An 11,779-nucleotide genomic window follows, 5' to 3' on the forward strand; every position below is an offset into this window, starting at 1 on the left:
AGCTGCTCCGCCCCGAAGGACGACGCCGTGAAGGCGGCCTTCGAGAACGTCCACACCGCCTACCAGAGCCTCGACGCCATCTTCCAGTGATATACGGGCGCGCCTCTCGGCGCGCCCGTCACCGTTTTCCGTAAGGGCGGCTGGCGCGCCGATCGCCTCGTCGAAACGACGACGCCTCCACCGCGCCTGCCGCCCGACCCAATTCCCGCGCAACCTTGCCTTTCGTCCCGAAGGGCAGGATTGCGCGCGAATCAAGTCGGTCGTCGATCCAGAATCAGCGCGACCGCCGCCGCGCGATCGGCGACGCGGCCCGCGGCCCGCTCCCCCGCCAGACGCGCCAGCCAATCCTGCAACTCCGGTCCCGCCGGCACGCCGAGATCGATCAGATCCCGCGCCGCGAGCAGCGGCGGATGCGCGTCGATCAAGCGTCGCGCCCGCGCCGCGCGTTCCAACGCCTCCGCCCCCGCGAACGCCGCCGCGCAGAGCAGCGTTCCCGGCGCCGCGCGATAGACCGCGCGGACCAACGCCGCGTCGTCCGGCGCCTCGCGCAGCAAACGCTCCAAACGGCGCGACTGCGCCATCCCCTCCAGCAGCGCCCGCCGCGCGCGGGACGACAGCGCGACCCGCTCCGCCCTCTCCGCCGCCCGCTCCGGACACGTCGTCGCGGCGTGCACGAGAGCCGCGCTCAGATCGTCGTCGGCGCCGAGGGCCACGGCCGCAGCGAGGGCCGCCGCCGCCGCGGCGCGCACGTCGTCGGCCGAACCCTGCCGCAGCCCCGGCAGCCAGCGCGCGCCCGCGCCGAGATCGACGAGCCGCGCCAGCGCCCCCGCCGGATCCGGCTCCGCGAGCAGCGACCTCAGCTCGCGGCCGACGCGCGACGGCGCGACCGCGTCGGGCGCGGCGCCCGCGAAGGCCCGCCGCGCCGCGTCCTCGTCCTCCGCGGTCAGCCGGAAGCCGAGCCGCGCCTCGAAGCGAACGCCGCGGGCGAGCCGCGTCGGGTCGTCCTCGTAGCTCCGCGCGTGCAGCGTCCGCAGCCTTCGCGCGGCCAAGTCGTCCAGCCCGCCGCCCGGATCGAGCAGCTCGCCGCGCCGCGGCCCGGCGACGACGATCGCCAGCGCGTTGACGGAGAAGTCGCGCCGCAGCAGGTCGTCCTCCAGCGTCGCCGGCCGCGTCCGCGGCAGCGCGCCGGGCGCCGCGTACGTCTCGGCCCGCGCGCCCGAAAGATCGATTCCCGGCTCGTCCCCCCGCCCTTCCCAGCGGCAGAGCCGGAACGGCGGATGCCGCCGCGCGCAGGGGCCGAGCCGCTCTTCGAACCGCGCGACGAGCGCGGCCAGCGCCGCGTCGTCGGCCTCGACCGCGAGATCGAGCTCGCCGTGCCCCGCGCCGCGCCGTCGCTCGTCCGGCCGCCCGCGCCTTGTCTCGACGACCGCCGACGACTTGCCGTGCGCGCTTCCCGAAGCCCCGCGCGCCAGCAGCAGGTCGCGCACCGCGCCGCCGACGAGCGCCAGCGGCAGCGGCTCGGCCAGCGCGGCGAGTTCGCCGAGCAGGCGACGCGCGGCCTCGCCGAGGCCGCTCTCCCAACCGTCGGGGGCGCGCCGCGCGGCGACCATCGCTCAGGCCCGCGGGTGGTGCGCGTCGTAGAGCGAGCGGAGCCGCTCCCGCGCGACGTGGGTGTAGATCTCGGTCGTCGAGATGTCGCGGTGCCCGAGCAGCGTCTGCACCGTGCGCAGGTCGGCGCCGTGCTCGACGAGGTGCGTCGCGAACGAGTGCCGCAGCACGTGCGGCGAGATGCGCGACCAGTCGATCCCCGCGGCGAGCGCGTGGCGGCGCAGGTTCAGCCAGAACGCCTGCCGCGTCATCGGGCCGCCCGCGCGCCCCGGAAACAGCGTGTCGCCGCGCGGCTCGAGGGCGCCCCGCCCGCCGCCGATGTAGGCGTTCAGCGCGGCGACCGCCTGCGTGCCGAGCGGCACGATCCGCTCGCGGTCCCCCTTGCCGACGATCCGCGCGAGCCCGCGCCGCAGGTCGAGCTGGCGCACGCGCAGCGCGCAGAGTTCCGAGACGCGCATCCCGGTGGCGTAGAGCGTCTCCAGCATCGCCCGGTCGCGCAGCCCGCGCGGCGTCAGCGCGTCGGGCGCCGCGAGCAGCCGCTCGACGTCCCCCTCGCTCAGCACGCGGGGCAAGGGACGCCGCTTCTTCGGACCGTCGATCCGCCGCGCCGGATCGTCGTCGCGGGTTCCCTCCTGCCGCAGGTACTTCAGGAACGAGCGCAGCGCCGAAAGGCGCCGCGCGCGCGTCGTCGACGCCAGCCCCTCGGCCCGCGCCGCCCGCAGCCAGCGCTCGATCTCCGCCTCGCCGACCGCGGCCAGCTTCTCGCCGCCCCCCGCGCCGAGCCGCGCCGCGAAGTCGAGCAGGTCGCGGCGGTAGGCCTCGATCGTGCGCGGCGAGAGGCCGCGGACCGCGGAGAGATGCTCGAGGAATCCGGCCAGCTCCGCCGGAAGCGGCGCGTCGCTCATCGCCGCGGGACGTCCGGCCCGTCGAGCAGGAACGTCGCCGGGCCGTCGTTGACCAGTTCGACGTCCATCATCGCGCCGAACCGCCCCTCGGCGACCTCGAGCCCGAGGGCGCGCAGCGTCTCGACGAACCGCTCGTAGAGCGGGAACGCGTCGGCCGGCGGGGCCGCGAGGTCGAACGAGGGCCGGCGCCCCTTGCGGGTCCGCGCGGCGAGCGTGAACTGCGAGACGGCGAGCACCGCCGCCCCGGCCTCGGCCAGCGAAAGCTCCCACTCCGCGTCGCCGCCGGGAAAGAGGCGCAGCGAGGCCAGCTTGCGCGCGTGCCAATCGGCGAGTTCCGGGCCGTCGCCGCGCTCGACCCCGAGGAAGACCAGGGCGCCGCGCCCGATCTCCCCGACCACCTCGCCGTCCACGCGGACCGCGGCCCGCTTCACGCGCTGCACCAGCGCCTTCATCCCGTCGCCTCCGTCGCCGCCATGTTAGCGCGGACCGCCGACTCCCCGCCGGGCCGCGCCCGGCCGTTCCGCCTCGCGCGGACCCGTCCGATCCGCGCCGCGCCGGCCGTCCCGCAACGTGGAGGCGGAGAGACGGCCCGGCTTGAACCACGGGGGCCGCTGTGCCAGTCTTAGCCCCCTGTCATAGGAGACGCCGCTGATGGCATCGCTCGTCAAAGTCACGATCGTCGGCAACCTCGGCCGCGACGCGGAAATGCGCTACACGCCGCAGGGCAAGGCCGTGCTCGAATTCAACGTCGCCTGCAACGACCGCTACACGGACAACACCGGCGCGCAGCAGGAACGCACGCAGTGGTTCCGGGTCAGCCTCTGGGGCCGCCAGGCGGAGACGCTGAAGCAGTACCTGCTCAAGGGGAAGCAGGTCCTCGTGGACGGGCGGCTGCGGGCGCGCGAATACGTGGACCGCGAGGGGAAGACCCGCACGAGCCTCGACGTCCACGCCGACAACCTCGTGCTCCTCGGCTCGCGGGCCGGCGGGCCGCAGGAGAGCCAGGGCCCGGTGGACAACGGCGGCCAGGGCGGCGGCTTCAACGGCCCGGACAAGCAGTTCTCGCCGGACGACGACGACATTCCGTTCTGACCTCGTCGAAGGACCGCATCGGGAGCCGGCGTCCGCGCGACGCCGGCTCTCTTCGTGTCCGGGGCGGCCGCGCGGGCGTGGCGCCTGCGCCCGCCGACGGCCGACGGGGCGCTCGTCGGCTCCGCGCCGCGGGTCGCCGCGCGGCGACGAAAAAGGCGCGGCCGGAGCCGCGCCTCGTTCGACGATCCTGTCCGCTTCGGCTACGCGCCGAGCCGGCTCAGCGCCGCCTTGGCCGACGTCGCCGCCGCGCCGTCCTCGCCGCCCGCGTCGAGCGCCTGACGGTAGGCCGCCTTCGCCTCGTCGGCGCGGCCCGCGCCTTCAAGCGCCTGGCCGAGGCCGTAGAGCGCGAGCTCGCGCGGGTAGCCGCCGGGAGCGCCGACCAGCGCGCGCCAAATGTCCGCCGCCTTCGCGGCCTGGCCCGACTGCGCGTAGGCCTGCGCGAGGGCCGCCTTGATCGACGAGCCGAGCGTCGGGTCGTTCCCGAGCTTCGCGTCGGCCGTCTCCAATTCCTTCGCCGCGCCGGCCGCGTCGCCGCCCTCGAGCAGGGCGACGCCGCGCAGGTAGATCGCGACGAGCGAAGGGGCGCCGTGCCCCTTCTCCGCCTCGGCGAGCCGCTGCGCGGCCACGCGCGCGCGCTCCTCGACGCTGGAGAAGACCGGCGAGTACGGATCGGAAGGACGGGCCGCGGCGCGGGCCACCGGCGCTTCGAGGGCCGTCTGGCCGCGGAGCAGCGCGTCCGAGGACTTCGCCGCGTAGCGCTTGACGATCCCGGTCGCCGACCAGATCGCGACGATCGCCACGACCAAGGCCGCGGCGCCGTAGAGGAACGCCTTCGGGTGCTCCTCGACGTAGGCGAGCACGTTCCACGTCTGCTCGACGAACTCGTCCTGCTTGATCTTCTTCCGTTCCTGACGATCCATCTGAACCTTCCTCGCCGCGCGCCCCGCCGCGTCTGTGGTAGGCCCGGCAGGACTTGAACCTGCGACCTTCGGTTTAGGAAACCGCTGCTCTATCCGCTGAGCTACGGGCCCGTTTCCCGCAAGCCCGCGCCCCGCGCGGACTTCCGGACGCCGCCCCGACTCTCGCCTCCCCTTCCGGCGCCCATATGGTGCCACGGAAAGGGCCGCGTCGGCCAAGGTGCGACGCGGGATCGTGCCACTTGGCGGCGCGAAGCGCAATTGTCCCGCCGCGCGGGTCTTCGCGATCGGGGCGGGAAGGACGCGCGGCGCGCGAAAGCTCGTCCGCGGCGGTCACGCGCGGGGCGCCGCCGCGCACGCGGGCGGCGCCGTCGCGGACGAACCGTTCCTCGACGACCTGCACGCCGAGCGCCCGGAGGCGGTCCAGCGAGGCCCAGTGCGTCGTGGCGCGCTTTCCGTCCAGCAGCCCGGCGCGCTGCAGAAGGAACGCGCCCGTGCAGACCGGAAGGACGGCGCGGCACGAGCCGGCCTGCCGCCAAATGAAGTCGATCAGCGGTTCGTCGTCGACCTCGGCGCGGGTTCCGATTCCCCCCGGAACGACGAGGAGATCGAGCGCCGGAGATCAGAAGCGGATCAGCGACTCGACGCGCCGCCCTTCGAGCGCGCGGCGGCCGTCGAGCGCCGTCAGCTCGACGACGAAGCCGACCCCGGCGACCTCGCCGCCGCACCGCTCGACGAGGCGCGCCGCGGCCGCGGCGGTGCCGCCGGTCGCGAGGAGGTCGTCCACGACGACGACGCGCGAGCCCGCGGGGGCCGCGTCGCGGTGGATCTGCAGGCGGTCGGTCCCGTACTCGAGCCCGTACGACTCCTCGTAGGTCTCGAACGGCAGCTTGCCGGGCTTGCGGACCGGCGCGAAGCCGACGCCGAGCCGCGCGGCGAGCGCGCCGCCGAAGATGAACCCGCGGGCCTCGATCGCCGCGACGAGCGTCGGCGCGAGCGGCCGCGCCCACGCTTCGAGCGCGGCGAGCACGACCTCGGTCGCCGCCGGCACGGCCAAGAGCGGCGTCAGGTCGCGGAAGAGAATCCCCTGATGCGGAAAGTCGGGAATGTCGCGGATCAGCGCCTTCGCTTCTTCGAGCGTCATGTCGATCCTCAGCGCACTTGGCGGAAGCCGACGTTCCCCGCCGGCTCGGCGTCCTCTTCGTCGAGACGCTCCACGACCGAATAGCGCGGTCCCCGCCGCAGCTGCGCGGCGAACGCCTCGAGCCGTTCCGGCGCGCCCTCGGCGAACGCCTCGACCGTGCCGTCCGGCAGGTTGCGCACCCACCCCGCGACGCCGACCGTCTCCGCGCAGTTCAGCGCGAAGAAGCGGTAGCCGACCCCCTGGACCAGGCCGTGGACCACGTAGTGCTTGGCGGTCGCCACGAGCAGCCTCCTTCCCGCGCGGACCACTGTACCGGCGCCTCCGCGGACCGGCCAGCGCTCACTCCTCGAACGAGCCGCGGCGCGCGCGGAGCCAGCGCGCCTCGAGGTCGCGGTAGATGGCGCGCAGCGCGTCCGGCGCCTCCGGCCCGGCGCGGTGCATCGTCTCCGGGAAGAAGACCCCGTAGGCGTTCCCTTGGCGGCGACGCACCTCGGCGTCGAGGTCGATCGCCTCGTCGCCGAGCTTCAGCCGCAGCTTGAACGCCCCGCCGACCGGCACGTCCAGCGCCGGCGGCGCCTCGATGAACGCGCCGCTGAGGCTGACGTTGATCGCCCGCACCGGCAGCGCCCCGGCGCCGACGAGCGCGGCCGCTTCGAGCGGGCAGTCGGGAGGAATCGGCGCGCGGAACATCAGGCGTCCCTCCGCCGAAGCGATCTGCTCCGGCATCTGCAGGCGCAGCCGCTCCGGCGTCCGCCTCGCCTTGTCGGCGGGCGCGTGCTCGAGGATCTGCGCGAGGAAAACGTGCGCCCGGGAGTCGAGGCCGAACGAAACGCTGCAGAGCGTCGCGGGCGGGAGGAACGGACACTCCACGTCGTGGACGAGTTCGAGGACGACCGCGTCGGGCATCGCCGCGACGAAGTGCGCCTGGCAGGTCGAGCCTTGATTGCAGCAGGCGACGATCGCCGGCGCCTTGTGGAGGCTCGCCTTTCCCAAGAGCTGGCGCGTCGCGTTCGACGAGTCTTCTTCGGGCGCGCGCTCGGCGTCCTTGCCGCGGCTGAAGAACCCCATGTCCTCTTCCCCACTCTTCCCCCGATCGTTTTCCCCCGTCCCGCGCCGCTACACCCGGCGGCGCGGCGCCGGCTCGGGACGCAACGCGTCCGGCACCCGGCTGCGCAGCCACCGCGTCTCGAGCTCCCGCACGATGTCCCGCAGCGGCTTCGACGCCGCGTGCGCCCCCCGCGCCACCGCGAGCGGAAAGAACAGCCCGTACTCGCGCCCGCTGCGGCGCCGCACGACCGCCTCGACCTGCACGGCCGCTTCTTCTTCGTCAAGCCGCAGTTCCACCTCGACCACGCGTCCCTTCGCCAGCTCGAGCCCCGTTCCCCCGGGAAGCTCGACGAGGATTCCCGACTGGCTGATGTTGAGCGGCCGGACCTCGACCGACGTTCCTTCGCCGAGCAGCAGCCGCGCGACGAGGGCGCCCTCGGGCGTGATCGGCACGCGGAACGTGGTGCGGCCGTCGGCGCCGGCGATCTCGTCCGGCAGGGCGAGGCGGATCAGCGGCGCGCCGCCCTCTTCCCCCGCTTCGACCTCCAGGATCGGGGCCATGAAGACGCGCGCCCGACCGCCGCTGGTGAACGAGACGGTGGCGAGGGCCAACGGCGGGAACGTCTGCGCGTCCACCGGGCCGTCCAGCTCCAGCAGGACCCCTTGCGGCATGAGCCGCTTGAAGCGGCCGGAGGCGATCGCCGTGTGTTCCGGGCAGACGACGAACGCCCGGACCTCGCGTCGGCAGCAGTGGGCGAGAAGTTGGGACGCGTCCACCACCCCGCGCCGATCCCGCCCGTTCCGGTGGTCTCCGGCGGCGAGATCGCGGTCGTCTTCTTGGCGGAACCAAGACATCGGGGGGCGCTCCTTTACGAAACAATGGCGCCGCCGGCCCCCTCCGGTCAATTCCGTCCCGCCGTCCGAACGCGCGCGGCGCGGCCCGAACAGGCGCCGCGCCGGGTCCGAAGCCCTCCGCATCAACGGCCGATGAGCGTCCGCTCGAACGGCGCAGGTTCATCCACGGCCGCCGCCGGCTCTTCGGCTTGTTCGGACCACGCGTCGGCGCCGCCCGGCGCCGGAGGGGGCTCCTCGACGACCGGCGCGGACGGCGCAGGATCGGCGCCGGCGCCTTCGAGCCGCTCGCGCACGACCCGAATGTCCTGCGCCGCGCAGACGCCGAGAGAGAGCCCTTCGAAGAGCGCTCCGAAGACCCAGACGACCGCAAGAAAGAGCCCGACGGCGCGGGCCGCCCCCGCCGCGCCCGCCGCCGGGTCGTAGTGCATCTGGCCGGCGAGCTGTTGAATCGCCTCCGCGTTCGCCGCGCGCGCCCTCGCGAGACTCTCCAATTTCGCGACCAGCGCCGCTCGCTCGGGCTGCGCCGCGTCGCGGGGATCAGAGTCGAGTCGAGCCAAGGCGAGCCGCGCCTTCTCGCCGCGCCGCCATGCTTCGGCGTAGTCGACGATCAGCGCGCCCGGCCGGCCGCCCACCCTGTTGCGCCCGTAATTGGCCACGTCGTCGGCGAGCTTGTCGGCGTCGGCGTCGAGCCGCGGCCTCCGGGCGACGAGATAGCTGCGCGCGTCGTCGAATTGCCGGGCGTCCCAATAGTCGAGACGCGCCGCGCCGCGGGCGGCGATCTCGGCTTCCGTGCCCGCCTCCTGGCGCTCGCGCTGCAACCGCTCCCGGGCCGCGCGGACGAGTCCCTCCCGGTTCTCGGCCCAGTCCTTGTCCAGCTTGGCCATGTCGGTCTCGGCGCTCCGCGCCTGCTCCGCCATCTCCAACCGAGCCGTCTTCAGCGCCGCCATCCGCTCCCGCAATTCCGCCGGGGGCAGGAAGCTGATCCACGCGAACGTCAGGCCGGCCGCGAACGCGACGAGCGCGAGCAGGACGATCGCCGCCTGCGCGAGGAGCAGCGCCTTTCCCAAGAGGTACTGCCGCGTCGCGCCGAGGTGCCCCTCGCCGCGGCGCCCGAACGCCGCGAGTTCCTTCAGCGTGCGCGAGACGAAAACGAACGGGCTGCGGACGATCCCGACCAGCGAACTCAAAACGCCGCCGAGCGCGTCGGCCGCGTCCTTGCCCGCCAACACGACGAACAGCAGCGCCCCGGACCCGACGAAGATCACGAGCGCGACGATCCAGTGCGCCAAGAGTCCCGCCACGTATTGAGACATCTTCCCCCTCCCCACGGAGATGGACGCCGCCCCCCTTGGCGGCCCCCCGGGAAGGATGTGGGAAAGCGTCGCGCGGAACAAGACCCTTCCGACGTCAGCGGAGGATCACGAGCGCGGCGCCGCCGAAGGCGAGGGTGAGCGCGGCGGTCCGCCGGCGGGTCAGCGACTCCTTCAGAAAGACCGCGGCGAAGAGGAAGATGAACACCGTCGAGGTCTGGTTGAGGATCGCCGCCGCCGAGGCCGCCGTGTACTTCGTGCCGCCGATCCAGGCGACCATGGCGAAGTAGTTGCCGAGCGCCGCCGCGGGGATCGTGAAGCGCCACGAGCGGTCGGGGCGCAGCAGCCGCGCCGTCTCGCGGCGCACCGAGCTCGACGCGAGGGCCGGCAGCAGTCCCACCCCGCCGAAGAAGACGCGCACCGACGAGGCCCAGAGGACCGGCGCCCCGTCGAGCACCCCCTTGACCATCACGATGCTCGCGGCCATGCAGAGGATCGCCACCGCGCCGAGGACGAAGCCGATCACCACGTCGCGCCGCTCGCGGCCGCGCGCCGGCGCCCCGGCGGCGCCGACGAGGATCGCGCCGACGATCATCAGCGCGCCGAGCAGGCCGAGCGCGCCGAGCCGCTCGTCGAGGAAGACGAACGAGAGGACGACGACGGCCGGCGCGTAGAACGCGTCCACCACCGCGGCCATCCCCGCGCCGATGCGGGAGAGCGCGAGGAAGAACAGCGTGTCGGCGAGCGAGATCCCGATCATTCCGGAGACCGCCAGCCGCGCCCACGTGCCGAACGGCTGGTCGGGCACGAACGGGGCCTGCGCCGCGGCGATCGTCCCGGCGAGCAGCGCGACGGCCACCGCGCTCTTGAAGACGTTGAGCGCCAGGGCCGACTCGTCGGCGCGCGACTTGCGGTAGAGGACGACCGCCGCCGCCCACGCGAGCGCGGACGCGAGCGACAGCGTCTCCCCGATGAACGGAATCGCCATGGGCGAGAAGTACCACGTTCCGGTGCGGCGCGCATGGCGCCGGCGCGCGTCCTCGACCGGCGCCGCCGCTCAACGCGCGGCGGCCTCGCCTTGTCCCGGGCGCCCGCGTCCCGCGTCCGGCCGCGGGCTCTCCTGCGCCGCGGAGAGAACGCGCAGCGTCCGCCGCGCTTCCTCGCGCTCGGCGGCGACGCGTTCCCCGACGACGCGGATCGCGCCGGCAAAATCGACCTTCCTGCCGAACGCATTCCACGACGCCGGACTCGCCGCCGACGCCGGGCGCGCCGGAGGCGGACCGTCGTCGCTCCACGCGGCGTACCGGCGCAACTCCGCCCGCGCGGCGGCCAACGTGTCCGCGAGCATGAACCGCAACGCAGGGCCGAAGGCGGCGAACAACGTCCGTCCCGGAAGGCCGCGAACCCCCGAGACGTCGCTGTCCGGCGGAAACGGCGCGACCGCCGTTCCCCAACGCCGCCAGACAGCCGCCTTGACGGCGGAGGCGCGGAACGAGGCGGGTCGCAGATCAGTGGACGCCCAAGCCGCGGCCCAGGCCGGCGCCGGCGAGGGGAGCACCCGCATCGCCGCAAGGACATGCCGCGCCTCCGCGATCCGAATCAACTGAGACATCTCCTCCGGCCGGCTCTCCAGCGAATCCGCGAGCCGCGCCGACGCCGCCGCGGAGCGCCACGCAGTCTCGCGCTCCCCCCGCATTCCCGCCGCCCGCGCCCGAGCGAGCAAGAGCTTGCTCAGTCCGACGTGGCCGAGCAGGTTCGGCAGCGGCATCTCGAAGCCCGCCGACGCGCGCTGTTCCCAACGAGGTCGCCCGCGGCTCTCCAGCAACCGCTCCGCGTCCGCGAGCGGTCCGGCCGCGCTGTCCAGGAAGGAGGCCAGCGGCGCCGGCGGAGCGGCGAGCGTCTCCTCCTTCACGTAGTCGTCGAGACTCGCCCTCGCCGCGTCGAATCGGCCCGCGGCCTCCGCGCTCGGCCGCCGCGTCGCCGGAACGCCGTCGCCGCGCGGCGCGACGTCGATCCCCGCCGCGGCGGCGACCCGCTCGAGCGCGAGCGCCGCGTCGTTCTCCGGATTGTCGGGAAACAGCGCCTCGACGTTCGCGAGAGCGCCGCCCTCGACGGGCCAGCCCTCCGCGGCGACGCGCCGCAACGTCCAGCGCGAGACGCCGTCCGCGACGAGCCATCCGCCGAGGTTGATCAGCGCGACGACCGCGGCGGCGCGAACGAGGTCGCGCCGCCATCTTCCGCCCCCCACGACGCATCCCCGCCGCGTCAGGGCTTGCGGCCGACGGGAAGGACGCCGAGAACCTCGGTCGTGGCCGGAAGGCTGAGTGCGGCGCGCGCCGCGGCCAGATCGAAGCCGCCGACGTAGGTCGAGCCGAGCCCGCGCGCGGTCGCCTGCAGGAAGAACCCCTGCGCGGCGAGACCGGCCTCGATCGCCATGAACTGCGGCCCGCGGTCCTTCATCCGCGCCATCTTCGCCGGCAGTCCGGCGAGGACGAAGATCGCTGGGGCCTTCTTGATCCAGCCTTGCCCGACCGCCTTGCCGACGAACTCGTCCCGCTTGTCGCCCGGCGCGACGAGCGTCAGCGCGTGCGACGCCGGCTCGTAGCGGTAGATCCCGGGAGCGAGCCCTTCGACCGCGCCGGCGATCACGTACAGTTCCAGCGGATAGGTCGCCATCGCCGAAGGCGCCGTGCGGTGGCCCTTGGCGTCGGTGACCCCTTGGGCGGCCCAGCAGAGCTGCCCGATCTCCTCCAGCGTCAGCGGCGTCGGCGCCGGCGCGCGCAGCGAGCGCCGTTGTTGGAGCGCCTTCTCCACCGCGAACTGCCCGTCCGTCTTCGGCGCCGGCAGCGGCGTCGCGGCGGGCGCGGCCGCGAAGGCGAGCGACGCGGCGGCGAGCAAGGC

At 74.3% G+C, this 11,779-nt stretch carries 13 protein-coding genes, 1 tRNA gene and 1 pseudogene; 1 reads left to right on the forward strand and 14 read right to left on the reverse strand.

Translation table 11 applies throughout. The annotated features are described in order from the left end of the window. Window positions 1-251: 251 nt before the first annotated feature. Genes LLG88_06160 through dtd form a run of 3 tightly spaced genes read right to left on the reverse strand, consistent with a single transcriptional unit; the run spans window position 252 to window position 2,965 of the window. Window positions 252-1,610, reverse strand: coding sequence for a hypothetical protein (locus tag LLG88_06160; protein MCE5246490.1), 1,359 nt, complete (start codon window positions 1,608-1,610; stop codon window positions 252-254). Window positions 1,611-1,613: 3 nt separating this feature from the next. Then, a complete protein-coding gene (gene xerD, locus LLG88_06165; GenBank protein MCE5246491.1) occupies window positions 1,614-2,513 on the reverse strand; it encodes a site-specific tyrosine recombinase XerD in 900 nt (299 codons plus the stop codon). Then, the gene (dtd, locus tag LLG88_06170; GenBank protein MCE5246492.1) at window positions 2,510-2,965 is read right to left on the reverse strand and encodes a D-tyrosyl-tRNA(Tyr) deacylase; all 456 of its coding nucleotides are present in this window, start codon (window positions 2,963-2,965) and stop codon (window positions 2,510-2,512) included. The genes xerD and dtd overlap by 4 nt, the downstream gene beginning before the upstream one ends. Window positions 2,966-3,164: 199 nt before the next feature. On the opposite strand from dtd, the gene ssb reads away from it, so the two are divergent. Then, the gene (ssb, locus tag LLG88_06175; protein MCE5246493.1) at window positions 3,165-3,605 is read left to right on the forward strand and encodes a single-stranded DNA-binding protein; all 441 of its coding nucleotides are present in this window, start codon (window positions 3,165-3,167) and stop codon (window positions 3,603-3,605) included. A gap of 200 nt (window positions 3,606-3,805) precedes the next feature. On the opposite strand, the gene LLG88_06180 is transcribed toward ssb, so the two are convergent. From LLG88_06180 to LLG88_06230, 11 genes and pseudogenes are all read right to left on the reverse strand, one after another. Next, entirely contained in the window at window positions 3,806-4,525 is a 720-nt protein-coding gene (locus LLG88_06180; GenBank protein MCE5246494.1) for a hypothetical protein, read from the reverse strand. A 35-nt stretch (window positions 4,526-4,560) separates the two neighbouring features. Beyond that, a tRNA-Arg gene (locus tag LLG88_06185) sits at window positions 4,561-4,636 on the reverse strand. 253 nt (window positions 4,637-4,889) lie between these two features. After that, a pseudogene (locus tag LLG88_06190) lies at window positions 4,890-5,141 on the reverse strand (DJ-1/PfpI family protein). Window positions 5,142-5,144: 3 nt separating this feature from the next. After that, window positions 5,145-5,666, reverse strand: coding sequence for an adenine phosphoribosyltransferase (locus LLG88_06195; protein MCE5246495.1), 522 nt, complete (start codon window positions 5,664-5,666; stop codon window positions 5,145-5,147). Window positions 5,667-5,674: 8 nt separating this feature from the next. Continuing rightward, on the reverse strand, window positions 5,675-5,947 hold the full coding sequence (locus tag LLG88_06200) for an acylphosphatase (GenBank protein ID MCE5246496.1): 273 nt from the start codon (window positions 5,945-5,947) through the stop codon (window positions 5,675-5,677). Between the two features lie 58 nt (window positions 5,948-6,005). After that, window positions 6,006-6,734, reverse strand: a complete 729-nt coding sequence (locus LLG88_06205; GenBank protein MCE5246497.1) for a PilZ domain-containing protein — start codon at window positions 6,732-6,734, stop codon at window positions 6,006-6,008. A 48-nt stretch (window positions 6,735-6,782) separates the two neighbouring features. Beyond that, window positions 6,783-7,568, reverse strand: a complete 786-nt coding sequence (locus LLG88_06210; protein ID MCE5246498.1) for a PilZ domain-containing protein — start codon at window positions 7,566-7,568, stop codon at window positions 6,783-6,785. Between the two features lie 122 nt (window positions 7,569-7,690). Then, window positions 7,691-8,869 carry a hypothetical protein gene (locus tag LLG88_06215; protein ID MCE5246499.1) on the reverse strand — a complete coding sequence of 393 codons (1,179 nt, stop codon included), beginning with the start codon at window positions 8,867-8,869 and terminating at the stop codon, window positions 7,691-7,693. 106 nt (window positions 8,870-8,975) lie between these two features. Continuing rightward, the gene (locus LLG88_06220) at window positions 8,976-9,866 is read right to left on the reverse strand and encodes a DMT family transporter (GenBank protein MCE5246500.1); all 891 of its coding nucleotides are present in this window, start codon (window positions 9,864-9,866) and stop codon (window positions 8,976-8,978) included. Window positions 9,867-9,935: 69 nt separating this feature from the next. Then, entirely contained in the window at window positions 9,936-11,126 is a 1,191-nt protein-coding gene (locus LLG88_06225) for a hypothetical protein (protein ID MCE5246501.1), read from the reverse strand. A 17-nt stretch (window positions 11,127-11,143) separates the two neighbouring features. Continuing rightward, window positions 11,144-11,779 (reverse strand): SagB/ThcOx family dehydrogenase (locus LLG88_06230; GenBank protein ID MCE5246502.1); only part of this gene is annotated, 636 nt, incomplete at its 5' end.

The organism is bacterium, assembly GCA_021372775.1.
Lineage (GTDB): Bacteria > Acidobacteriota > Polarisedimenticolia > J045 > J045 > JAJFTU01.